Genomic DNA, 24,415 nt, shown 5'->3' on the forward strand with positions numbered 1-24,415 from the left:
TCCCAAACCCAGCGAACGCGGTGTGTCCGATGCCATGGGATCGCATGTTTTGGGGCTGCTTCGCAACCCAACGGGGGCAAGCCCCCTCGCCACAGGGTATGGATCATCTCTGCGCTCTGCGTACAATGCCCGCTGCCCTGCAGGAGACTTCAATGACCCGCCCCGCCCCCCTTCGCAAACCCCGCGCACGCAGCCAGGCCCGGATCGACTCGATACTCGACGCCGCCCGCACGCTGCTTGCCGCCGAGGGCGTGGCCAGCCTGTCGATCTACAGCGTGGCCGAGCGCGCCGAGATCCCGCCGTCATCGGTCTACCACTTCTTCGCCAGCGTCCCGGCCCTGCTCGAAGCCCTGACTGCCGACGTCCACAGCGCCTTTCGTGCGTGCCTGCAAGAACCGATCGACGTCGACTCGCTGAATGGCTGGCGTGATCTGTCACGACTGGTCGAGCAACGCATGCTCGCCATCTACGACGAAGACGCCGCCGCCCGGCAACTGATCCTCGCTCAACACGGCCTCACCGAAGTCACCCAGGCCGACCGCCAGCACGACATCGAACTCGGCGACCTGATGCACAAACTCTTCGATCAGCATTTCGAACTGCCGACGCTGCCCAAGGATGTCGATGTGTTTGCCCTGGCCATGGAACTGGGCGACCGAGTCTACGCGCGCTCAGTGCAACAACACGGGCAGATCACCCCACGCATGGCCGAGGAAGGCATGCGGGTGTTTGATGCTTATCTGGGGCTGTATCTGCCGCCGTATTTGCCCAAGCGACCTGCCGCATTCTGATTTTTCAGAGATAAGCCTGACGAAATCGTTTCGAGCGCTGACAGTCGATTCAAATAGCCCGGAGCAGTAACCTATCGATGGAATGATCTGATGATTTATTGATGATCAGGCTCGCCCTGTCACGCGTTGGCAGGATGTTCTCGACGAGGTTCTTCAAGTTGACTCGATCCCACGTATCGGACGCCATTGAAAGGGCCTCATGGTCCGACAGATCTCTGAACTTGTTGAAGTAAGACTCAGCCGACTGAAAAGCTGTGTTTTTCAAATAAACAAAACGCTCGAGATACCACTTCTTAATGGACTCTGTCGAAGCATCAATATAGATAGGAAAATCTATAAAGTCCAAAACGTTCAGTCCAAGGCATTTATCCCCCTGCAACACATTCAATCCTTCCAAGACAATAATATCGGGCAACTGCACTCTCTGCATTTCGTTGGGAAGTATGTCATACCGAACATGCGAATATATTGGAATCTGGACCGCTTTTCCCTCATTGCACACTGAGTGCAGAAAATCCAGGAACAGTGATTTATCGTACGATTCCGGAAAACCTTTTCTGTGCAAAAGATTTTTCTCTTCGAGCATCGCCAAGGGAAAGAGAAATGAGTCAGTTGTTACCAATTGCACATTGGGTGAACCAGGCCAAGATGACAAAAGTGCCGACAGCACCCTGGCGAAGCTGCTCTTCCCTACCGCAACACTACCGGATATACCGATAACATAGGGCGGCTTGAATAGTGGCACCCCGAGAAAAGCGGCTTGTACCTGACTAAATGACTGCGTTGCCGAAGAGTGCAGATTCAGCAGGCGCGATAGAGGAAGCAATATATTCATTACCTCCTCCGGAGTTATGGGCTGGGTAGGGCTTACCAGTGCCTTCATCTCCGAAGACGAAAGACTCATCGCCACCTTGGCCCGAAAGGAAGACCACTGCTCGCGACTAAACTCCCAATACCCGCGATTGGCTTGCGAAAGCACTATTGCATCCTGCTCTGTAGTCATATCCGTCCTGTATATGCCTTACCAAAAGCAGGGAACATATCAGATTTGATCGTCATATCCAAATCGATACTTGGCAAAGTCCTCAGGAAATGCTCGATGCTTGTGAGGATTTATCCATACGCGATGCAATAATCTGTTCGTCGCTTCGTGAGGATTACTCACAAAAGGCGTACGAGCGTGCAAAGCTGCGTTATTGTCGTAAAAAACAATATCGCCGGGAGCCATTTTAAAAGAAATATAATTTCTCGGATCTTCACATAACCGGGTAAATAGCGCGAGCGCGTCGAGTTCAGCTTTACTCGGCTTGAGGCTCATTTTTTCCAGACCCGGCAAAATATAATCAGTTAAGTAAAATCGACAACTTAGCTTTGTATCCTGGTAGTAAAATACCGAATTGCGATAGGCAGGAGGTAATCCAGGTGCTTCTTCACCACGGCTATCGTAGAGAAAGCCATGATAGAAAAGCGACAAGAACTCCTTATGCTCTGCCAGGATCAGATTATGGATATTACCAGCACTGACCACCAGCGAGTCACCACCCTCTTGTGAGTTATGAATGCACAGAAGACCCGTTATATCTGATGAATCACTATGAAAGTTTAGCCCTTGACTTGTGTTATACGCTCGCACATTCAAATCAGACAACGTGCCCGACATTTTATTAGAAACAGTAACGACTTTATCGCCATTGTGGTTTTGTGAAACAAGCAGCCCAATTTGACTGGATAACGAGAGGTAAAAGCGTAACAGCTGTGCTTCGGAATAGTCTTCAGGCGACAACCCCTTCAGCACGGCGAACCCCTGCCCACTCTCGCAAATATTGGTAATACGTGCTGCAAGGTGCCTCAGTGCGCCGTGGTTCTCGAGCAATGCATCCGAGGATCCCAGTAGCCCCTCCAACTCACCTTCAAAAAAGTCACTCAACTTAAGAAATGACTCTTTCGCTTCATAGGTTTTTGCTGTCCAGCAATGACGACCTTCAACTTTATCCAGCAGCATACACAAAGCTCCCTCAGCATCCATAACTCGGGGTGATCATTCTTATAAACAGTACATGAACGATGGCATTAACCTATCGAATCAACATTTAACCCAACCGAAGGTACCTGAATACGCATGGGTAAAACCTCATGTGAATCAAGCGAATCAAAAGGATTGGTGTTATGTAGCAGCGCTGTAGGGCGGCGGGTGAAAAAAATCAACATATCGCGAGTTGCCTCTTGACTTTCGTCCGTAGCATAGACCGGTGAAAGACTATGCTTTTTTTCGCTGTCGACGATTAATAAGGTATCAAGAAAGTGCCTATGTTGAACTTTACCCAATACATAGTGTTCGCGAGCATTGTCCCAACTCACACCATTTTTTTCCCTCGCATCATGAATGAAGGTAACGGCACTGTCCGACGACATATTCTTCGTCCCTAACAACGTGGTCATTGTATGTTCCACGCCATCACTATGAACGCCCTCCAGTGCCGGCTCACCCAATAGTTCCGGCGTAGTAAGTGTCCTGAGATTGAACACGGTACAGACATTGCGATGCCGATCAGGCAGCAAATTTTTTCTGGGATGGATATAAACCTTATTGATGATCATCGATTTGATACAGAGCAAGGCCTGAAACGCCGTATTCAATTGCAAATCGTCGTTGATCTCCTCGAAGGACCTTAGCTGATTGGAGTCGAAACGGACAAAATCCTCATCGTATGAAAGGACAAAGGGCTGGTACTCAAGTCTGGATATACTGGATTTTTTATAGTCGAACAAAAACCGACCATTTCGCGATTTTCTGAAGGGCAGCGTTGGATCGGACTGCAGACTCTCACTGACGCGCTGCAACGACGTTATGTCAGAGTCCGTCGCACCAAGACAACGAAGATAACCCAGTAACTTCTTACCCTCAATAAAAATGAATCGATGCTGTATATACCGAGCTCTCAATTCCGATAGTTCAGTACAGACCCAAGCGGGCAAATTATTCATCACTGTTCATCCTGAACGTAAGTTCCAATAATCGCCAAGCCGGGTACGGCCTTAGCGAAACATGACTAGCCAGATAGTAAGCATGACAAAAAGCATTAGTCACCTGTACCTTGAGACAGGTTGTCATTACCGGCATATGTGTGACATAAATTCGTCAATATCTCGATACAAGAAAGCGCCCTACTAAGGCTAGACCAAATGCGTCTGGGATGACGGTCTAACAACTCCACTTCCTTATAAATGTTTTCTGAAGAGATGGAACACGCCCACAAGGCCACGCGAACACCAACTGAATATATATTGGGGACCTGTACATGCGCACTGTTCTGCACGCCAAACTTCATAACGCCATTGTGACAGAGGCGAATCTTGCTTACGTCGGCTCCATTACCATTGATCAGGAACTTCTGGACAAAGTCGATATTTGGCCTGGTGAAAGGGTCATGGTCGTTTCAAACACTTCGGGGGCAAGACTGGAAACGTACGTAATTTCAGGGGAGCGAGGTAAAAAAGACATCTGCGTAAACGGCGCGGCAGCACACCTTATTGGTGCAGGCGAGCAAGTCATCATTATGGCTTTCCGAAATAGCAACAAACAACTTAAACCAAAAGTCGCGATTCTGGATAAAACGAACGTTATTATCCAGATGCTTCATGAAAAGCCCAACATGGTAGTTCCTTTGTAATAGCACATGGGCTTTACTAGTTTTTGGAGTTCATTCACACAATGAAACTATCTAATTATCGCGCTATCAGCTTTGACTGTTTCGGAACTTTGGTCGACTGGGAGTCGGGCATTATCAATGCTTTGCGAAATGCCTGTGACGACAAACTCCAGCAGGTTTCCGATGCGCAACTTATAGCGTATTTCCTGAGACAGGAATCGACTATTCTTGCCGACACACCGGACATACCTTATCCGTCCGCACTGAGCAAAACGTACGCGAGCATCCTGGCCAAACTCGACAGACCTTGCGACAAGAGCAAAGCTATACACTTTGGGAACTCCATCAGTGAATGGCCATTATTCAGCGACACGATCAAAGCGTTGACCCATCTACAGCGTCATCACAAATTGGTTATTTTATCCAATATCGATGAAGCTTCAATCGAAGTGACCAGAGCTCGACTGCTGTGCAACTTCTACCGTACCTATACGGCTCAGGCCATCGGCTCATTCAAACCCGCCCTGAACAACTTTAACTACCTAGTCCGCCACCTCGCAGACCTCGGCATTAAAAAACACGAACTGCTGCACGTGAGCGTCAGCAGATTTCACGATATTGAACCAGCAGCCGCGACAGGTATTGACACAGCATGGATCAACCGTGCCGACACCTTGAACGGGACACTTTCCATTCAACCCGAGTTCTCCCCCAGCATTGAACCACTCTATAAATTTTGTTCACTCGCAGAACTGGTCAGCGCACACAAAGCGGGACATTAACACTCGCCTTTCATATTTATAAGAGGAACGATAATGGACGTCATCCACACAATTAGCGAATTGAGAACCCACCTGAAGCGTGAGCGAGATAATGGCAAAAGCATCAGCTTCATTTCAACAATGGGGGCATTGCACGCAGGTCATATCAGCCTCGTGGAACATGGAAAAAGCATCAGTGATATCACTGTCGCCGGCATTTTTCTTAATCCATCTCACTTTGCAGAAGGTGAAGACTATGATAAATATCCACGCACTCTGGAGACCGACTGCTCTAAACTGGAAGCTGTAAGATGCGACATTGTATTCGCACCTTCAGTCAAAGAGATATACCCACTCGGACTGGACTACCAGGCAACCGTCGATGTGCCATTCTTGAGTGAGCAATTTTGCGGTAAAACACGGCCACATTTTTTCAGTGCAATAGCGACTGTTGTCACAAAGCTGCTTAATATAGTGCAACCTGACTTCTCCTTGTTTGGTGAAAAAGACTTTCAGCAACTTGCTGTTTGCCGTCGACTGGTCGAGACATTAAATATTCCAACCCAAGTCATCGGGGTCCCAACCATCAGAGATGATAGCGGTTTAGCCCTGAGCTCACGAAATGGCTATTTGAATGATGCCGAACGGGAACAAGCTTCTCACCTATACCAGGTTTTGCTCAATGCCAAACGAAAAATCCTAGAACGCTCTTCAACATATTCCACAATCGAAAGTGAATCCATAGAGGCATTGACCCGGTTTGGCTTCAAACCGGACTATTTCAGTTTCGCCGATGCGCTCACACTTGAGCCGGCGTCTGACGCTACAACCGATATTGTAATCCTCTGCGCCGCTTATCTCGACTCCGTACGCTTGATAGACAATATCGTCGTCTCAAAAGAAAAGACCGGTGCATCTACCGCTATCTAACCTTCACTAAAATCAGGTTTCCTGGCCTGACTTTCTATTTCTGAAAACACAACAAGTCCAGTAAGGCTCACCTATGAATAGGCTCCCTCTAGAAGACGTTCTTGCAATGTGCAAACAGATCGGTATTTTTAGCTCTTCGTGTTCAATATACGGAGGAATGCCTGGCATTTTCGACTATGGGCCATTGGGTGCAGAAATAAAAATCCACCTAAGAAAGGCCTGGTGGCAAGCAATGGTCTATGACAGGGATGATGTCTACGGTATTGAAGCAGCACTTCTAACCTCGCCCTTATTGCATGAGCACTCCGGCTTTCTTGGCGCTAACTATGAAGAGTTCGGTGTATTCGAGACCCGCATCAAAGATGAAAACAATAACTTATCGCCCTGTCACCTGCGAGTGACGACTGCTCAACATAGCTTCGCCAATTTCGATAATGTAGTGGAGTGGACCCATCCATCCCTTCCTTTTGGTATTGCTCAGATAGGTAAAGCCTTTCGAAACGAACAGCAAGTCACTGACTTCCCCGTACGCATGAGGGAGTTCGAACAGATGGAACTGCAGTATTTTGTTCCCACCGAAAACACCCAAGAGTGGCACGAATTCTGGTTAAAACAACGACTGGACTGGTGGGAACAACAGGGGATCAACTTGCAGAACTTGATCGTGGATGACGTAGTGGCCGACGAACTGGCGCACTACTCTAGTAAAACCTATGATATTCATTATAAACAACCAAACGGGGACATCTTCGAAATTGAAGGTATCGCCGATCGTGGAGACTTTGATTGTGGTTCCCATAGCGGGTCTCAAGACAAACTACACCTCAGTTCTTCCGTCCTACCGAACAACGTGTCCACCGCACTCATGGCAATAACACAACCAGGCACTGAGACCTTAATCGCACCGTGCGCCATTGAACCTGCAGCAGGCGTTGACCGGGGGTTGATGGCAGTACTCTTCGAGTCGTTTGTTCGTGTCGATTCATCCGATGGTACAAGCCGTGTCGTTTTGCGTATCAAACCCCATTTAGCGCCTGTCAAGGCATGCCTACACATTCCAAATTCAAATGCGATCTTATCAATTGAAAGCGCCTCTATCATAAAGCACAGGTTACAACGTCTCGCTGCCGGAAAAATCGTTATAGAGATTGGTGGCGACAAACAAAAAGTAACAAAATATCATGACGAAGTCGGCACTCCTTTTTTAATAACCTTGGAAGACAGCATGCTGAACGATAACATCGTTATCGTTCGAGAGAGAGATACCGGGGTAACCGAGCATATGCCCATCGAACAATTTTACATACGTTTTGAGTCGATCTATTCATAATGCACCGCACGCACGCTTTCAGTCCTAAAGCGCCCCACTCAAGTTAACGCCACACTTCACAGCGTTAACTTTCACCTTCCACTCAGGCGCACCTTACGACCATGAAGTCATTCCCAGAACTCAGTGCTGACCAGCACATTCAACATGACGAACTATTAATTCGCATAAGAAACCAACTGTACTTGAACAAAGTAAAAAACCACAAACTCGTACTCCTGTACTTCTCTATTCTCGCAGTGACTTTTTTCGGTAGCAACCTTTCACAGCCATCAACAAAAATATCCATCGCCTATCAAATATTCCTTTTCCTATCCGTCGTTTTTTTCTGCGTCTCGACCACTCTTTTCCTTCGAGAAAGTCGCTTAGAAGAAAAAGCATACCGCGACTTATCCCTTTATTTATCAACCTTACCCGGCCCGACAACCCTGCTATCCTATCAATACATTGACAATTTCAGGACTCATATACTTTACATTGAATACAATGATAAGAACCAATGCAATTGGTGTTACAGCATCAAATTATCTGCAGAGGCTGGCCTGGAGATTATCGATTCAAGAAAGCCGCGCCCTCATCAACACTCAACAAAACCGGTGTCATGACTGCTCCTCCATGGCAACGCTCACCAAGCGTATTTTCCAACATACATCGCCCCTTCAAACAAGTTAATCCCCAGCCCTCATATAACAGCCGGATTATCCACCTTGAATTAGTTACTCACCACAAGTTGCCTCTATATGGATATAGACAATAAGCCACACAATAACAACCTACCGAAGCTGATCGCGCGCCTCAAATTGAGTCTTGAGTTAGAGATCCGAAAAAAAGGCTTCAGACGATTCACTTATTTTATCGCAAGGAAAGCAAATCTTCGAAACCCATTCCTCATGAGCAATTACCCTGAACACTGGATAGAAGAATACATGCTCAGAAATCATCATCTCACTGATCCTGTCATCCAGTTCGGACTTCGCTCGATTGCACCATTTTCTTGGGCTGAATGCAGAATCAAAGCAGATAACTCCAGCTTCAACTTTTTCGAAAAGCCGAGGAGCTATCGCCTTACAGATGGATATTGCTTTACGCTTCATGATGCCAACGGCTGCTTTTCCCTACTTAGTGTCTGCGACAGGTTCGACCCTGCGCTATTTCATATTCTCGAGCAACAAAAATCCGAGCTCCAAATGCTGCTCATTCGAGCCCATCAACTTATGAACATTAGCCCACGAGTACTTGACTTCATATTTCCAGAGAGTTCAACCAAACCACTGACTCAACGAGAACACGAAATATTGAAATGGGCGTGCATCGGAAAGACATACTCCGAAATTTCACTAATAACCAGTATTAGCGTACGCACAGTAAAATTTCACATGAGCAATATTGTAGACAAGCTTGATGTTACCAATGCCAAGCATGCTATATCCAAAGCTCAGCAAGATGGTCTGTGCTTACAAATGCGTTAGCGCCCCCCCTGGAAGCAGCACATAAAAAACCCCGAAGCGCTCAAGCCGTCCGGGGCTGTGTGTGACACATCGATCACAACTTGGCGATCGACACCTCGGTGGATTTCACGAAAGCGATCACTTCGCTGCCAATCGCCAGTTCCAGCTCTTTGACCGAGCGCGTGGTGATGACCGAGGTGACGATGCCAGACGCGGTCTGAACGTCGATCTCCGAGAGCACGTCGCCCTCGACGATTTCCTTGATAGTGCCTTTGAACTGGTTGCGAACGTTGATGGCTTTGATCGTCATGATGTTGATTCCTGTCGTTGGGAGAACATTGGGTCAGTGAGCCCAGCGCAACTGCGTGGGCAAGGGTGAAACAGGTTCCGGCGCCGGCGGTGAACCCGGCAGTGACAGCACGCGGTTGAGCACCTCGGTTTCCAGCGCTGCCAGCCGATGGGAACCACGGACTCGAGGGCGCGGCAGTTCGACCTGCAGGTCGAGGCCGATTTCGCCTTCTTCGATCAGCAACACCCGGTCGGCAATCGCCACCGCCTCGCTGACGTCGTGGGTCACCAGCAACACAGTAAAACCGTGCTGTTGCCAAAGGCGTTCGATCAGTTGCTGCATTTCAATCCGGGTCAGTGCATCCAGTGCGCCCAGCGGTTCATCGAGCAACAGCAAGCGCGGCTGATGGATCAGCGCCCGCGCCAAGGCCACCCGCTGCTTCTGCCCGCCGGACAATGCGGCCGGCCATTCATCGGCGCGATCTGCCAGGCCCACGGCATCCAGTGCGTCCAGCGCCTGCTGGCGCCAATCGCCCTTGAGCCCGAGGCCGACGTTGTCGATGACCTTTTTCCAAGGCAGCAAACGCGCCTCCTGAAACATCAACCGGGTGTCTTCGCGCGCCTCATCGAGTGACGCGGAACCGGCCAACAGCTCACCATCCGTGGGTTGATCAAGGCCCGCCAGTAAACGCAGCAAGGTACTTTTACCGCAGCCGCTGCGACCGACCACGGCCACGAACTGACCGGCCGGAATGTGCAGATCAATCTCGCGCAGCACCTGCCGTGCACCAAAGGTTTTTTGCAGCTTGCGCACCACCAGCGGAATTCCGCGCAGCAGGCGTGGAGGTTGTTGCGCCGTCATGCTGCACCGCCCTTAACCACTTGATAGGCCGGATGCCAGCGCAACCAGACCCGCTCCAGACCACGCGCCGCAAGGTCGGCCAATTTGCCGAGCACCGCGTACAAAACAATCGCCAGCACCACCACATCCGTCTGCAAGAACTCCCGGGCATTCATCGCCAGGTAGCCAATGCCGGAGCTGGCGGAGATGGTTTCAGCGACGATCAGGGTCAGCCACATGAAGCCCAGGGCAAAGCGCACGCCCACCAGAATCGACGGCAGCGCGCCCGGCAGAATCACCTGACGGAACAGGCTGAAACCGGACAGGCCATAACTACGCGCCATCTCCACCAGAGCCGGGTCAACATTGCGAATGCCGTGATAGGTGTTGAGGTAGATCGGGAACAACGTCCCCAGCGCCACCAGGAAAATCTTCGCCGACTCATCAATCCCGAACCAGAGGATCACCAGCGGAATCAGCGCCAGATGCGGCACGTTGCGGATCATCTGCACCGAACTGTCGAGCAGGCGTTCGCCCCATTTCGACAAGCCAGTGATGAAACCCAAGGCCAGACCGATACCGCCGCCAATCACAAAACCAATGCCGGCGCGCCAGCCGCTGATCGCCAGGTGTTTCCAGATTTCGCCGCTGCGCACCAGGCTCACGCCCGCCTCGATCACCGCGCTGGGGGCCGGCAAAATCCGTGTCGACAACCAGCCCGCCGACACCGACAACTGCCACACCGCCAGTAGCAGCACCGGCAAGGCCCACGGCGCGAGGCTGTGGATAAGCTTTTCCCTTTTCATGGCGCGCCTCAGCTCTGGGACGCGGCTTTGGGAAGAATGTCGTTGGCGACCATCTCGCCGAACGGGCTGACGTAACCGGCGCTTTTCGGCAGCTCGGGACGCTCGATGTCGAGGTGCGGGAACAACAACTCCGCGACCCGATACGATTCCTCCAGATGTGGGTAGCCCGAGAAGATAAAGGTATCGATGCCCAGGTCTGCGTATTCCTTGACCCGCGCGGCCACGGTTGGGCCATCGCCGACCAATGCGGTGCCGGCACCGCCACGCACCAGACCGACGCCGGCCCAGAGGTTCGGGCTGACCTCGAGATTGTCGCGGCTGCCGCCGTGCAGAGCAGCCATGCGCTGCTGGCCGACCGAGTCGAAGCGCGCCAACGAGGCTTGGGCGCGGGCGATGGTGTCGTCGTCCAGATGGGAGATCAATCGATCCGCCGCTTGCCAGGCTTCAGCGTTGGTTTCGCGGACAATCACATGCAAACGGATGCCGAAGCGCACGGTGCGTCCGAGCTTCGCGGCCTTGGCGCGTACCTGTTCGATTTTCTCGGCGACGGCGGCCGGTGGCTCACCCCAGGTCAGGACCATTTCGACCTGCTCGGCTGCCAGATCCTGAGCCGCTTCCGAGGAGCCACCGAAGTACAGCGGCGGACGCGGTTGCTGGATCGGCGGATAGAGCAATTTCGCGCCCTTCACGCTGATGTGCTGACCGTCGTAGTCGACCGTCTCGCCTTCCAGCACCCGACGCCAGATCCGGGTGAACTCCACCGAGGCCTGATAGCGTTCTTCGTGACTGAGGAACAATCCATCGCCGGCCAGTTCTTCTGGATCACCACCGGTCACCAGGTTGAACAGCGCACGCCCTCCGGACAAGCGATCCAGGGTCGCTGCCTGGCGCGCAGCCACCGTCGGGGAAATGATCCCGGGGCGCAACGCGACCAGAAACTTCAAGCGCTGGGTGACCGAAATCAGCGATGCAGCCACCAGCCACGAGTCTTCGCATGAACGGCCGGTGGGTATAAGTACCCCGCCGAACCCCAGACGATCCGCCGCTTGGGCGACTTGCTGCAAATAACCGTGGTCGACGGCGCGAGCGCCTTCGGCGGTGCCAAGGTAATGGCCGTCGCCGTGGGTAGGCAGGAACCAGAAAATATTAAGGCTCATGGAGTGGTCTCCTAAGGAAATCGAATTACGGCGCAGTGGCAACGGCTGCCGGTGGCGTCCAGATCACGTCTTTGATGCTCAAGGGTTTCGGAATCAATTTGAGCTGGTAGAAGCTGTCGGCAATTTTCTGCTGGGCCGCGATCACTTGCGGTGTGAGGAGATGCGCGCCGAAGCCCTGGCGCTTCACTGCGGTCAGGGTGATGTCTGCCGGCAAGCCGAGCAGCGGCGAGACTTGTTGCGTGAATTCTTCAGGGTTGGCTTTGGACCATTCGCCGATGGTGCGGACTTCTTCCACCAGGGCCTTGATCACGGCCGGATGTTTTTCGGCGTAAGGCTTGGTCGCCAGGTAGAACTGATGGTTGTCGACGATGCCGATGCCGTCGCGCAGGGTGCGTGCATGCAGTTGTTGTTCGGCGGCAGCCTGGTACGGGTCCCAGATCACCCAGGCATCGACGCTGCCGCGTTCGAACGCCGCACGGGCATCGGCCGGTGGCAGGAATACGGTTTGAATGTCGGTGTACTTGAGGCCGGCATCTTCCAGTGCGCGTACCAGCAGGTAGTGCACGTTGGAGCCTTTGTTGAGGACGACTTTCTTACCCTTGAGGTCCTGCACCGATTTGATCGCCGAGTCTTTCGGCACCAGGATCGCTTCGCTGGTTGGCGCGGGTGGCTCGTAAGCGACGTAGAGCAGGTCGGCACCGGCCGCCTGAGCGAACACCGGTGGAGTTTCACCGGTCACGCCGAAATCGATCGAGCCGACGTTCAGCCCTTCGAGCAGTTGCGGGCCGCCGGGGAATTCCGTCCATTGCACGCTGATGCCTTGGGCGCCGAGGCGTTTCTCCAGCGAGCCACGGGCTTTGAGCAGCACCAGGGTGCCGTACTTTTGATAGCCGATTCGCAAGGTCTCGGCCGCTTGAGCTTGAACAATGACGCCGAAGGACACAGCCGCAGCAAACAGAGCGACCAGACCACGACGCAAAATGACAGTGCGCATAGCGCTCTCCTTTTTGCAGTAGGGTTTTGGCTGCACCTGCTTGCCCGTTAGCGGGCGAGTAAGGCGAGTACATCAAATTCGGGTAAGGCTTAAATGCTCCAGCGAGCACTCAACAAACGTTCATTCAACAGGTTTGGGTCCAGTGGTTTTGGCCGACGGGCCATGGCACTGAAGAACTGCTCCAGCGCCTCAACCAAGCGCTGCTCCAGTGCCGGCGACAACTGCGCCTGCGCACTGCCTTCGCCGTAAGCGATCTGGCTGTCTTCGGCGAAAATCCCGTGGAGCATTTCCTGGGCTTTCAGCGCCGACAGCACCGGCTTGAGCGCGTAATCCACGGCCAGCATGTGGGCGATGCTGCCGCCAGTGGCCATGGGCAGTACAACCTTGTGGCTCAGGGCGCGCTCCGGCAGCAGATCCAGCACGGTTTTGAGTGCGCCGGAAAACGACGCCTTGTAGACCGGCGTGGCAATCAACAAGCCATCAGCGTTTTCAATCTGTTGCAGCAGGTCGACCACCTTCGGGCTGTCGAAGCGCGCGTGCAGCAAGTCTTCGGCCGGGAAGTCCCGTACCTGATAACTCACCACCTCTACGCCTTGTTGCTGCAACCAGCGTTGGGAGCGATCCAGCAGCACCCCGGAGCGGGAGCGTTGGCTGGGACTTCCTCCGAGTGAGACGACCAACATGCGGCTATTCCTTAAGCGTTTCCGGCGATTCGCAGTGTGCGATCTCGCGACAATGGGCAGACCTTACCAGTTGATTTATATATCCATAAATCATATTTATTTATGTATTTATTCTTTAAATGCATATGCAGAAAAACGTTTTCCTGGCGAAAAAAAAGGCCGTCGAAACGGCCTGAAATCCCCTGCTTTGTGGATACGGACAAACCCTTGCAGGAGCAAGGCCTGCCCGCGATGACGTCATCCCTGACGACAGAAACACCGAGTCGTTCTCATTGCGGGCAAGCCTTGCTCCTACAGGGGTGGTATTTCAAATTAGCGATTCGGCTGTGGCGTCAGGCGCAGGTATGGTTTCACTGCGCGGTAGCCTTTAGGGAAGCGTTTGCTGATTTCCTCTTCATCCTTCAACGACGGCACGATCACCACTTCATCTCCGTCCTGCCAATTAGCCGGGGTGGCCACTTTGTAGTTGTCGGTGAGTTGCAACGAGTCGATCACCCGCAGGATCTCGTGGAAGTTGCGTCCGGTACTGGCCGGATAGGTGATGGTCAGGCGAACCTTCTTGTTCGGATCGATGACGAACAGCGAACGCACGGTCAGGGTGTCGTTGGCATTCGGGTGGATCAGGTCATAGAGATCGGAGACCTTGCGGTCGGCGTCGGCGAGGATCGGGAAGTTGACAAGGGTGTTCTGGGTTTCGTTGATGTCTTCGATCCACTTGTGGTGCGAGTCCACCGGGTCGACCGAGAGTGCAATGGCCTTGACGCCGCGCTTGGCGAATTCATCCTTGAGCCTGGCGGTGAACCCCAGCTCCGTGGTGCACACCGGCGTGAAGTCCGCCGGATGGGAAAACAGCACGCCCCAGCTATCGCCCAGCCACTGGTGAAAACGGATGGTACCGGCGCTGGAATCCTGTTCGAAATCGGGGGCAATATCGCCCAGTCTGAGGCTCATGGTGCTGCTCCTGGTGAGTGCGTGATGAGCCTACTGTGCCTATTGTCGACAGCTATTAAAAAGAATAAATATCGATTTATTTAGATCCAAAGTGAATATTAAACATCTATTCACTGGACGCATACCCGAGTGAAGATCACTCTTGGAACCAGGGTTCGAGAAGGCCTTGAGTTGCTGCAAAGAGGGAAGTGAAGGCGGGCCTGCGGGGGTGGGCCCGACTTGAAACGCAAAAGCCCCGCCAGGCTTGCGCCGAGCGGGGCTTTTTATACAGACGTTACAAACGTCTGGGTATTACAACAGCGGGATCGAGTAGCTGACGATCAGGCGGTTTTCGTCCTGGTCGCGAGTGGCCACGTCGGTGCGCCACATGGCGTTTTTCCAGGCAACGCCGAGGTTTTTCAGCGGGCCTTCAGGAACAACGTAAGCCAGGCTCAGGTCACGTTCCCACTCGCTCTTGCTGCCAGTAGGGGTGTCGATGTTGTTGCCATGCAGGTAGATCACACCAGCGGTCAGACCCGGTACGCCAACCTTGGCGAAGTCATAGGCGTAGCGAGCTTGCCAGGTACGTTCGCCAGCGCGGGCAAACTTCTGGATCTGCATGTCGGTGATGGTGCTGTTCGAGGAACCGTCACCCTGGTTCAGCCAAGGGAAGTCGCTGTCGCCTTTGGTGTACTGGTAGCCAGCACCGAAGGTGTGACCTTCAACCGAGTACAGGGCCAGGTAGCTGTACAGGTCGTTGTCGACCTTGCCTTTGGTTGTATTGTCGCCGTAGAAACCGGTAGTGAAGAAGTTCTTGTCGTTGCCGTTGGCACCGTTGTCACGGCTACGGTAGTAGCGCAGGTCACTTTTCAGGACGCCAGGACCGATGGACCAGTTGTGCACCAGACCCAGGAAGTTCTGCGAGTAGAAGTCCTTCAGCTCGCCGTAGTAGTACGAGGCGGTCAGGTCCTTGGTGATCTTGTAGTCAGCACCAGCGTAGTAGAACTTGTTGCTGAACTTGCCCTTGTCGTAGTTGGAGCTGGCGTTTGCACCGGCAATCGACAGACCTTCGTCGTTGCTGGAGTTACGACCTTTGGCCTCGTTGATCTCACCAGCAGTCAGGGTCAGGTCCTTGATCTCGTTGGACTTGATCTCGCCACCGGTGAAGGTTTGTGGCAACAGACGACCATCGTTGTACTTGATGACCGGGTTGTTCGGTTGCAGGGTACCGATTTTCAGCTCGGTCTCGGAGATCTTGACCTTACCGGTCAAGCCCAGGCTGCCGAAGTCTGGAACTGCACCTTCGTTGCCATTGCTTGGGAAAATCGTACCGCCAGAAGCCGAACCGCTCGAATTACCGCTCTTGGCCGGGCTGGAATCCAGACGCACGCCGTACAGACCAATGGCGTCAACGCCGAATTTAACCGTACCTTGGGTGTAGCCCGAGATGAAACGCAGATCAAAGCCTTGGCCCCATTCTTCGTTTTTGTTCGCGCCGGCGCCGGTACGGTTGTCGGTGTTGATGTAGAAGTTACGCAGACCCAGGGTCGCCTTACTGTCTTCGATGAAACCGGCGGCGCTTGCCTGCTGCGCCAAAACCCCTACGGCCACAGCCAGGGCCAAGGTGGACTTATTCATGTTTCGCTCCTCTACGTTTCTAATTTTTGTGCACTTTGGTCCAGGATCTGACGCCCCGGTTCCCATCGATGCGCGATTAGCGCAAGACCGTGACCGATAAGTCAATCGTAAGCAGTCACGTCTACGACCTTGGTCTAATCGCCGTGTTTGATCCGTTCAGGTTAGTGAATTTCTCATAAACCCAAAAAGAATTATTTATTCATTTTTCATACGATTCGGAAATATAGATCAACACGCCTGAACCGAACCGGATGCTGAGGTATCGGCCCATGAGCTAATTCCTAAATGGTATTTACAAACGCTTCTTTAATTCCATTCGTGCTCACGTAATTCCTCTTACGTCAATCACGATCAAATAAGCGACGCCATCATGGCGAAACGTGCATCTTCCCGTCAAATTGTTACAGTTTGTATACCGTTGTGATTTTTTTTACCGCCCGTCCGGCAAGCACTGCAACGGGCAACAAAAAGGCAGAAACGATCGACTCATTACCTTGGTCGGTTAGTACCTGGGGCAAAGTCTAGGCGCCGCAGGTTACAGAGTCTTTTCGAAGATCTTCGAATTACGCTGATAGTTGTACAGCGAGGCCCGGGCCGACGGCAGGCGCTCGACGCTGCTGGGCACAAAGCCACGCTCGCGGAACCAGTGCGCAGTCCGGGTAGTGAGGACGAACAGGGTTTTGAGCCCCTGAGCACGAGCCCGGGTCTCGATCCGTTCCAGCAATTCATCACCACGGCCGCCATGGCGGTATTCCGGGTTTACCGCCAGACAGGCCAGTTCCCCGGCATCCGAGTCAGCGATCTGATACAACGCCGCACAGGCGATGATCATGCCTTCACGCTCAACCACGCTGAACTGCTCGATTTCGCGCTCCAGCACTTCGCGTGAGCGACGCACCAGAATCCCCTGCTCTTCCAGCGGACTGATCAGATCCAGCAAACCACCGACGTCTTCGATAGCCGCTTCGCGTACTACCTCGAACTGCTCCTGGGCCACCAGCGTCCCGCCACCGTCACGAGTGAAGAGTTCAGTCAGCAGCGCGCCGTCTTCGGCATAACTGACAATATGGCTACGGCCCACACCACCACGGCAAGCTTCGGCCGCCGCATCCAGCAACTCGGCCTGATAGTTCGAGCCCAGACGCTGCAAGTGCGCCGGCACCTGTTGTGGACGCAGCTCGCGGACCAGACGGCCGTTTTCATCGATCAGCCCCGGGTCCGCGCCGAACAGCAGCAGCTTGTCGGCGCCCAGATCGATGGCGGCGCGAGTGGCGACGTCTTCGCAGGCCAGGTTGAAGATTTCCCCGGTCGGCGAGTAGCCCAGCGGTGACAGCAATACGATAGAGCGCTCATCCAGCAAACGGTTGATGCCCTTGCGGTCGACCCGACGCACTTCGCCGGTGTGGTGATAGTCGATACCTTCGAGCACACCGATCGGCCGTGCGGTCACCAGATTGCCGCCTGCCACCCGCAGACGCGAGCCCTGCATCGGCGAAGACGCCATGTCCATCGACAAGCGTGCTTCGATGGCAATGCGCAGTTGCCCCACCGCATCGATCACGCACTCCAGGGTCGCCGCATCGGTGATGCGCATCCCGTGGTGGTAATGCGGAGTCAGGCCACGTGCGGCGAGACGGGTTTCAATTTGCGGACGCGAACCGTGAACCAATACCAGCCGCACACCCAGGCTGTGCAGCAGCACCAGGTCGTGGACGATATTGCCGAAGTTCGGATGCTCGACGCCGTCGCCGGGCAGCATGACGACGAAGGTGCAATCGCGGTGAGCATTGATGTAAGGGGAAGCGTGACGAAGCCAGTTAACGTATTCGGGCATAACACCTGCGCCTGTAACAAATAGCAGCCGATAAAAAGGACGAAGCAAAACGCACAGCGGGCTGGTGGTTATCGTCGGAACAGGCTTGGCGACACGCGCGTTCTCCTCATGAATACAGGTTGGGTGCCCCGGGATTTATCAAGCCGGGGTCAGGCAGTAGTGTTCGATCAGTTGACGTAATAGATGCACGGTAGGCTGCAAACGTGACATTTCAAGGTATTCCCCTGGTTGGTGGGCGCAGGCGATATCGCCCGGGCCAAGCACCAATGTCTCGCAGCCAAGACGCTGAAGATAAGGCGCTTCAGTGCCGAACGCTACTGCTTCGGCAAGGTGGCCGGTGAGTCTTTCGGCGACCTGCACCAGTTCCGAGTCGGCCGCCTGCTCGAACGGCGGCACTTCAGGGAACAGCGGAGCGTAATCGATCTTTACCTGATGGAGCTCGGCGACCGGTTCGAGTTTCTGCCGGATCGCCGCACGCAATGCGTTCGGGTCCATGCCCGGCAAGGGCCGCAGGTCAAATTCCAGCGAGCATTGACCGCAGATTCGGTTCGGGTTGTCGCCACCGTGGATGCAGCCGAAATTCAGTGTCGGTTGCGGCACGCTGAACTGCGGATTGTGAAACTCGCGCTGCCATTGCAGGCGCAAGCCGCGTAACTCGCCCATCGCATCGTGCATGGCCTCCAGAGCACTATGGCCCAGGCGCGGGTCGGACGAATGGCCGCTCTGACCGAGAATGTCGATGCGTTCCATCATCACGCCTTTATGCATACGGATCGGTTTCAAGCCAGTTGGCTCACCGATCACCGCTACCCTGCCCAATGGACGGCCGGCAGCAGCCAAGGCCCGGGCACCCGCCATGGAGCTTTCTTCGTCACAGGTGGCGAGGATCATCAGCGGCTGCTTGAACGGTTTGTCCAGCAGCGGCAACACGGCTTCGATGGCCAGCGCGAAAAAACCCTTCATGTCGCAACTGCCGAGGCCGACCCAGCGACCATCGACTTCGGTCAGTTTCAGCGGATCGGTCTGCCACAGTGCGCCGTCGAACGGTACCGTGTCGCTGTGCCCGGCCAGTACCAGCCCGCCGGGACCGCTGCCAAAACTGGCGAGCAAGTTGAATTTGCCGGGGCTGACTTGCTGGATATCACACGAAAAGCCCAGGTCACCGAGCCAGGTCGCCAGCAAATCAATGACCGCGCGATTGGATTGATCGAGGCTGGGTTGGGTGCAACTGACGGACGGTGCGGCGATCAGTGCAGCGAACTGATCTTTCATGGACGGCAAAGGCATCGCTGACTCCCAACTCCCAAGATGAACCCTCATCATAGAGCCATCCTGCGGCAGGAATAAACCGTCGCGGCGCGTAGGTTTAATGAGTGCTGTACACTGCACGGCCTTGGCAGCCACACATTCCCCCGGCTGCGCTCCCGATCCTGGATTTTCCGGCCATGCAGAAAGAAACCGAAATCAAACTCCGCGTCAGCCGCGAAACCCTCGCCGCCCTGCGCGAGCACCCGCTACTGAAAAAACGCAACAAAAGTGGCTGGGAACGCCGTGAGTTGATGAACCAGTACTTCGACACGCCAGAACGTGACCTGGCCCGCGCCAAGGTCGCCCTGCGCTTGCGCCGCGATGGCGAAGAAGTCATTCAAACGCTCAAGACCCGTGGTCACAGTGTCGCCGGTCTGTCCGAGCGTAACGAATACGACTGGAATCTGCCCAAAGCCAAGCTCGATGTGAAAAAACTCGACGGCGAATGCTGGCCCGAAGAGCTGGCCGAACTGGACAAGAAAACCCTGAAGGCCATTTTCACCACTGATTTCGTGCGCGAACGCGCAGAAATCGCCTGGGGCCGTGGCAAGACCAAAGTGGTCATCGAAGCCGCGCTGGACCTGGGCCACGTGATTGCCGGCAAGCAGAAAGAAGAGATCTGCGAACTCGAGCTGGAGCTGCGCGAAGGCGAGCCCGCGGCATTGCTGGAACTGGCCGCCGAACTGGCCGCGACCCTGGCGCTGATGCCGTGCGATATCAGCAAGGCCGAGCGCGGCTACCGCCTGTTCGACGCCAATAGCTATTCGTTGAGCCTGCCGGCGCCGGAGCTGACCTTCGAACTGCCGCTGGACGACGCGTTCGCCGCATTGAGCTGGCACTTGCTGGGCAGCAGCCAGCGTCTGGCCGAGCAATATCGCTTCAACGGCCACTGGCGCCTGCTGCAGGACTGGGTCGAAAACCTGGCTGAATTGCGTGCGCTGCTCAGCAGCCTGGGTCAAGCCGCTCCGCGTCAGTCGACTCACGACTTGCGCGTGGCGCTGGATGCCTTGCTGGAAGACTGGCGTCCGTTGGTTCAGGCTGGCCTGGACGACGAAGACGTGCGCAAAGCCGCGCCGGAGCAGTTCCTTGAAGAACTCGAAGACCCGCGCTGGGGCCAGTTCTCGCTGAACACCTCGCGCTGGTTGCTGGCCCGCACCTGGACTGCCGATCGCAACGTTCGCGGCAATCGCCAAGGTGCTGCACAACTGGGTAACTGGTTGCCGCGCCTGCTGGGCGAAGAAGCGACGTCCCTGCAATTGCAGCGCTATCAGCAACAGCCGGAAGACCTGGCCGAGCAACTGCCGCGTATTGAACGCATCCAGGCCTGGCTGCACCATGCCCGCAACGTGCTGGACATCCCGGAAATGGATCGCCTGTACGGTGAACTGAACAAACTCGCGCAACTGGCCAACGAGCCGATCACCGACGAAGTGCTGGACGCACGCAAGCAGCAGGCGATTGCGGTGTATCAGAACCGCGCGTGGAAGATGTTGTTGCGTATGTAATCCCACCTGAGGCGAGTGAATACCTGTGGCGAGGGGGCTTGTCGGAACGCCGCACCGCCTCGTTCGGTTGCGCAGCGGCCGCAAACCCGGTGTCCGTGTAATGCCTGATTCACCGCGTTGGTCGGGTTTGGGAGTCCTGCGGCCTCCAACGGGGGCAAGCCCCCTCGCCACACACTCACACCGCCTCAGCGCAACACCGGCAAACTCGTCGTGGACTTGATCTCCGACAAGGCCACGATCGAGTTGACCTCCTGAATCCCCGGCACCATCGACAGCTTCTCGAAGAAGAAGCGCTCATAGGCTTCGATGTCTGCCGTGACGATCCGCAACAGAAAATCCACCGCGCCCATCAGCACATAACACTCCAGCACCTCCGGAAAACCGCGAATCGCCTCGGTGAACTCCGTGAAGTTCGAACGCCCGTGGGCGTTGAGTTTGATCTCGGCGAAGATTTGCGTGTTGAGGCCGATTTTCTTGCGATCGAGCAAGGTCACTTGCCCGCGAATAACCCCCTCCTCCTTCATTCGTTGAATACGCCGCCAGCACGGCGACTGCGATAACCCGACCTGCTCGGCAATCTGCGCACTGGAAAGCGAGGCATCCTCTTGCAGCAGTGCCAGAATCCGGCGGTCATACGCGTCAAGCTCGCTATGCATAGAAAAACCCGTAAAGACATTATTTGAGAATTGAATAAGTCGATTGAAAGCCAATTAACTCCATCATAGATAAGAAATACCCGGTACCAAATGTAAAAATTTCTCCAGTGTTTTGGAGACCGACCATGCCCCCGCTCGAAGCCGTCAGCAACACCCCTACCCGCGCCGATGTATGGAACGTCAGTAATGCGCATTGTCGCGTGTACTACCAACTGCTGGCCGAGGCCGAACCGGACGTGTTGTGTCGTGCGCTGAATCTGTTCGCGTTGCAGTTTCTGGTTCCGCAGCAGGTCAATGTGCTGCGCGACGACGACCTGCTGTCGATCGGTATCGTCATGGACGGCCTGAGCTGGCACCGCGCCCAGGTCATCGCGGAAAAATTACGTAACCTGATCAGTGTCTGCTCGGTGGAACTGCAAGCAGCTGATTCGCAATGGGTTCAGCCTGCACAGGCCGCCGGCTGAAGCGTTCCGGTAAAGACTCGCAACGATGAATCGGCCGACAACCGAACGGCCGGTCCTGCGGGGACTATTCTTGGCATCTGTGGTCAGAGACGCACCTGTCTACACCATACGTGCAGGATCGTTTCCATAAGGAGCCCGGATGCCCGTTCAACTCGCCACTCAGGATCGCTGGCTGGATCTCAATGACCTGCTGCGCGAACTGGTCGCCCAAGGCTTCATCAGCCAGGACTCGGCCGAACACGCGCTGACCACTCGCCGCAATGCCAGCAACAGCCAGTTGCACCCGCTGGAGTTCCTTGCCAGCCAACACCTCGACGACCTCAGCCGCCCCGGTAAACGCCTGGATCTGGAAAGCCTGACCCTGTGGCTCTCGCAGCAGGCCGGCCAGCCTTACTTGCGCATCGACCCGCTGAAAATAAACGTCGCGCAAATTACCTCGCTGATGTCTTACGCCTTTGCCCAGCGCCACAAGATCCTCGCGGTAGCGATCGACCGCGACGCCGTCACTGTCGCTAGCGCGCAGCCTTATGTGCGCAGCTGGGAAGCCGACCTGACCCACGTTCTACAGTTGCCGATCAAACGGGTAGTGGCCAACCCGGCGGATATCCAGCGCTTCAGCGTGGAATTCTTCCGCCTGGCCAAATCGGTCAGCGGCGCGACCAATGCCGATCAGCAAATGAACACCCTGGGCAACTTCGAACAGTTGCTCAACCTCGGCGCCAGCGATCAGGAACCGGACGCCAACGACGCGCACATCGTCAACATCGTCGACTGGTTGTTCCAGTACGCTTTCCAGCAACGCGCCAGTGATATCCACATCGAACCACGGCGCGAGCAAGGCACCGTGCGCTTTCGCATCGACGGCGTATTGCACAACGTCTATCAATTTCCACCGCAGGTGACCATGGCGATCGTCAGTCGCCTGAAGAGCCTGGGGCGGATGAACGTTGCAGAAAAGCGCAAACCCCAGGATGGCCGGGTCAAGACCAAGACTCCGGACGGCGGCGAAGTAGAATTGCGGCTGTCGACGCTACCCACGGCATTCGGGGAAAAAATGGTCATGCGGATCTTCGATCCGGAAGTGCTGCTCAAGGACTTCGACCAGCTCGGGTTTTCCGCCGATGATCTGCGCCGCTGGCAGGACATGACCCGCCAGCCCAACGGCATCATTCTGGTCACCGGGCCGACCGGTTCGGGCAAGACCAGCACGCTCTACACCACACTGAAAAAACTCGCGACGCCAGAGGTCAACCTCTGCACCATCGAAGACCCGATCGAAATGGTCGAGCCGGCGTTCAATCAGATGCAGGTCCAGCACAACATCGACCTGACCTTTGCCAGCGGTGTGCGCGCACTGATGCGACAGGATCCGGACATCATCATGATCGGCGAGATCCGCGACCTCGAGACCGCCGAAATGGCCATTCAAGCGGCACTCACCGGGCACCTGGTGTTGTCGACCCTGCACACCAACGACGCACCGAGCGCCATCAGCCGCTTGCTGGAACTCGGCGTGCCGCATTACCTGATCAAAGCCACCCTGCTGGGAGTCATGGCGCAACGTCTGGTCCGCACGCTGTGCCCGCATTGTAAGGCACCGCTGACGCTGGGCGAAGACGACTGGCAAACCTTGACCCGTCCCTGGCAAGCACCGCTGCCAGGCAACGCCCAACGCGCGATTGGCTGCCTGGAGTGCCGCGACACCGGTTATCGCGGACGTGCCGGGGTCTACGAAATCATGCAAATGACCGACAGTGTCAAAGCCCTGATCAACCCCGACACCGACCTGCTCGCCGTCCGTCGCCAGGCGTTCAAGGAAGGCATGCGCAGCCTGCGGCTGTCGGGTGCGCAAAAAGTGGCGGCGGGGCTGACGACGATTGAAGAGGTGCTGCGAGTGACGCCGCAGAGCGAGCAGAAATAGGAGGGGTATCCTGGTCTAACGCGCCGATGAACGCTACGGAACTCGTTTGGGGTATTGGCAATCCAACCCGCCAGAAATCCCACTGGAGTCACCCATAATGCGTTTTAAACTTGCTGCCGCTACGTTTGCCTTGCTTTCCCTGTCTATCGGTTCAGCAATGGCCCATGACCGTGGCCGTGACCATGACCACGACGGCATCTTGCAAGAAGTTATTTCCTCAGGTGCGACCACCGCGTCCACCTACCTGACCTCCAGGGATCACAAGCTGGTCGTTGCCGCTCAGGACGACGCCAGCAGTTTCGTGGCCAGTGACGGCAATATCCGTGGTCCGTACCTGGAGTCCGCCATGCAGAAAGTCCGTGCCGACAACCCGGGTTTGAAGGCTACCGACATGGAATTGGCCAACGCAATCCTCGCCAAGAACGCGGTCGCCCCGGAATAATTCTGTTGCTGTAAAAATGCCGCTCTCAAGAGCGGCATTTT

24 protein-coding genes are annotated in these 24,415 nt (G+C 54.9%); 10 read left to right on the forward strand and 14 right to left on the reverse strand.

Features of this window, described 5'->3' with window-relative positions:
• Positions 1 to 152 precede the first annotated feature (152 nt).
• Positions 153 to 791 (forward strand): TetR/AcrR family transcriptional regulator, encoded by a 639-nt coding sequence (locus AO353_RS08600; protein ID WP_054594539.1) that lies wholly within the window; start codon positions 153 to 155, stop codon positions 789 to 791.
• A 49-nt stretch (positions 792 to 840) separates the two neighbouring features.
• Here the strand turns inward: AO353_RS08600 and coaA are convergent, their stop codons facing one another.
• The 3 genes from coaA to AO353_RS08615 all read right to left on the reverse strand — a co-directional run bounded on the left by coaA (position 841) and on the right by AO353_RS08615 (position 3,776).
• A complete protein-coding gene (coaA, locus tag AO353_RS08605) occupies positions 841 to 1,794 on the reverse strand; it encodes a type I pantothenate kinase (protein WP_054594540.1) in 954 nt (317 codons plus the stop codon).
• A 39-nt stretch (positions 1,795 to 1,833) separates the two neighbouring features.
• Positions 1,834 to 2,793 carry a TauD/TfdA family dioxygenase gene (locus AO353_RS08610; protein WP_054594541.1) on the reverse strand — a complete coding sequence of 320 codons (960 nt, stop codon included), beginning with the start codon at positions 2,791 to 2,793 and terminating at the stop codon, positions 1,834 to 1,836.
• A 68-nt stretch (positions 2,794 to 2,861) separates the two neighbouring features.
• The gene (locus tag AO353_RS08615; protein WP_054594542.1) at positions 2,862 to 3,776 is read right to left on the reverse strand and encodes a 2OG-Fe dioxygenase family protein; all 915 of its coding nucleotides are present in this window, start codon (positions 3,774 to 3,776) and stop codon (positions 2,862 to 2,864) included.
• 314 nt (positions 3,777 to 4,090) lie between these two features.
• On the opposite strand from AO353_RS08615, the gene panD reads away from it, so the two are divergent.
• From panD to AO353_RS08640, 5 genes are all read left to right on the forward strand, one after another.
• Positions 4,091 to 4,462, forward strand: coding sequence for an aspartate 1-decarboxylase (gene panD, locus AO353_RS08620; RefSeq protein ID WP_054594543.1), 372 nt, complete (start codon positions 4,091 to 4,093; stop codon positions 4,460 to 4,462).
• 41 nt (positions 4,463 to 4,503) lie between these two features.
• Positions 4,504 to 5,223 (forward strand): HAD family hydrolase, encoded by a 720-nt coding sequence (locus AO353_RS08625; protein WP_054594544.1) that lies wholly within the window; start codon positions 4,504 to 4,506, stop codon positions 5,221 to 5,223.
• A gap of 33 nt (positions 5,224 to 5,256) precedes the next feature.
• Entirely contained in the window at positions 5,257 to 6,132 is an 876-nt protein-coding gene (gene panC, locus AO353_RS08630; RefSeq protein ID WP_054594545.1) for a pantoate--beta-alanine ligase, read from the forward strand.
• 157 nt (positions 6,133 to 6,289) lie between these two features.
• Positions 6,290 to 7,462, forward strand: coding sequence for an aminoacyl--tRNA ligase-related protein (locus AO353_RS08635; RefSeq protein WP_054594546.1), 1,173 nt, complete (start codon positions 6,290 to 6,292; stop codon positions 7,460 to 7,462).
• A gap of 737 nt (positions 7,463 to 8,199) precedes the next feature.
• Positions 8,200 to 8,928, forward strand: coding sequence for a LuxR family transcriptional regulator (locus tag AO353_RS08640; protein ID WP_054594547.1), 729 nt, complete (start codon positions 8,200 to 8,202; stop codon positions 8,926 to 8,928).
• A 73-nt stretch (positions 8,929 to 9,001) separates the two neighbouring features.
• On the opposite strand, the gene AO353_RS08645 is transcribed toward AO353_RS08640, so the two are convergent.
• The 10 genes from AO353_RS08645 to argE form a co-directional block, all read right to left on the reverse strand.
• Positions 9,002 to 9,217 carry a TOBE domain-containing protein gene (locus AO353_RS08645; protein ID WP_003177394.1) on the reverse strand — a complete coding sequence of 72 codons (216 nt, stop codon included), beginning with the start codon at positions 9,215 to 9,217 and terminating at the stop codon, positions 9,002 to 9,004.
• Between the two features lie 33 nt (positions 9,218 to 9,250).
• Positions 9,251 to 10,057 (reverse strand): aliphatic sulfonates ABC transporter ATP-binding protein, encoded by an 807-nt coding sequence (gene ssuB, locus AO353_RS08650; RefSeq protein WP_054594548.1) that lies wholly within the window; start codon positions 10,055 to 10,057, stop codon positions 9,251 to 9,253.
• Complete coding sequence (gene ssuC / locus AO353_RS08655) at positions 10,054 to 10,842, reverse strand: aliphatic sulfonate ABC transporter permease SsuC (RefSeq protein ID WP_019694158.1); 789 nt, start codon at positions 10,840 to 10,842, stop codon at positions 10,054 to 10,056. Before ssuC ends, ssuB begins: the two co-directional genes overlap by 4 nt.
• 8 nt (positions 10,843 to 10,850) lie before the next feature.
• Complete coding sequence (gene ssuD, locus AO353_RS08660) at positions 10,851 to 11,999, reverse strand: FMNH2-dependent alkanesulfonate monooxygenase (RefSeq protein WP_054594549.1); 1,149 nt, start codon at positions 11,997 to 11,999, stop codon at positions 10,851 to 10,853.
• A 25-nt stretch (positions 12,000 to 12,024) separates the two neighbouring features.
• A complete protein-coding gene (locus AO353_RS08665; protein WP_054594550.1) occupies positions 12,025 to 12,993 on the reverse strand; it encodes a sulfonate ABC transporter substrate-binding protein in 969 nt (322 codons plus the stop codon).
• 89 nt (positions 12,994 to 13,082) lie between these two features.
• Complete coding sequence (ssuE, locus tag AO353_RS08670; RefSeq protein ID WP_054594551.1) at positions 13,083 to 13,676, reverse strand: NADPH-dependent FMN reductase; 594 nt, start codon at positions 13,674 to 13,676, stop codon at positions 13,083 to 13,085.
• Between the two features lie 312 nt (positions 13,677 to 13,988).
• Positions 13,989 to 14,627, reverse strand: a complete 639-nt coding sequence (locus tag AO353_RS08675; protein WP_054594552.1) for a peroxiredoxin — start codon at positions 14,625 to 14,627, stop codon at positions 13,989 to 13,991.
• 291 nt (positions 14,628 to 14,918) lie between these two features.
• Positions 14,919 to 16,244, reverse strand: coding sequence for an OprD family porin (locus tag AO353_RS08680; RefSeq protein WP_054594553.1), 1,326 nt, complete (start codon positions 16,242 to 16,244; stop codon positions 14,919 to 14,921).
• A 535-nt stretch (positions 16,245 to 16,779) separates the two neighbouring features.
• Entirely contained in the window at positions 16,780 to 18,078 is a 1,299-nt protein-coding gene (gene argA / locus AO353_RS08685; RefSeq protein WP_054594554.1) for an amino-acid N-acetyltransferase, read from the reverse strand.
• 138 nt (positions 18,079 to 18,216) lie between these two features.
• Positions 18,217 to 19,365, reverse strand: a complete 1,149-nt coding sequence (gene argE / locus AO353_RS08690) for an acetylornithine deacetylase (RefSeq protein WP_054594555.1) — start codon at positions 19,363 to 19,365, stop codon at positions 18,217 to 18,219.
• 158 nt (positions 19,366 to 19,523) lie between these two features.
• Between argE and AO353_RS08695 the strand changes: the two genes are divergently transcribed.
• Positions 19,524 to 20,891, forward strand: coding sequence for an inorganic triphosphatase (locus AO353_RS08695; RefSeq protein WP_054594556.1), 1,368 nt, complete (start codon positions 19,524 to 19,526; stop codon positions 20,889 to 20,891).
• A 185-nt stretch (positions 20,892 to 21,076) separates the two neighbouring features.
• Here AO353_RS08695 and AO353_RS08700 read toward each other — a convergent pair whose 3' ends face one another.
• A complete protein-coding gene (locus AO353_RS08700) occupies positions 21,077 to 21,547 on the reverse strand; it encodes an Lrp/AsnC family transcriptional regulator (protein ID WP_054594557.1) in 471 nt (156 codons plus the stop codon).
• 125 nt (positions 21,548 to 21,672) lie between these two features.
• Between AO353_RS08700 and AO353_RS08705 the strand changes: the two genes are divergently transcribed.
• The 3 genes from AO353_RS08705 to AO353_RS08715 all read left to right on the forward strand — a co-directional run bounded on the left by AO353_RS08705 (position 21,673) and on the right by AO353_RS08715 (position 24,374).
• Positions 21,673 to 22,011: a hypothetical protein gene (locus AO353_RS08705; protein ID WP_054594558.1), complete on the forward strand. Its 339-nt coding sequence runs from the start codon at positions 21,673 to 21,675 to the stop codon at positions 22,009 to 22,011.
• Between the two features lie 139 nt (positions 22,012 to 22,150).
• Positions 22,151 to 23,932 carry a GspE/PulE family protein gene (locus AO353_RS08710; RefSeq protein WP_054594559.1) on the forward strand — a complete coding sequence of 594 codons (1,782 nt, stop codon included), beginning with the start codon at positions 22,151 to 22,153 and terminating at the stop codon, positions 23,930 to 23,932.
• Positions 23,933 to 24,029: 97 nt separating this feature from the next.
• Positions 24,030 to 24,374 (forward strand): DUF2388 domain-containing protein, encoded by a 345-nt coding sequence (locus AO353_RS08715; RefSeq protein ID WP_054594560.1) that lies wholly within the window; start codon positions 24,030 to 24,032, stop codon positions 24,372 to 24,374.
• Positions 24,375 to 24,415: the final 41 nt, after the last annotated feature.

The sequence above is a fragment of the Pseudomonas fluorescens genome (genome assembly GCF_001307155.1).
Taxonomy (GTDB): domain Bacteria; phylum Pseudomonadota; class Gammaproteobacteria; order Pseudomonadales; family Pseudomonadaceae; genus Aquipseudomonas; species Aquipseudomonas helvetica.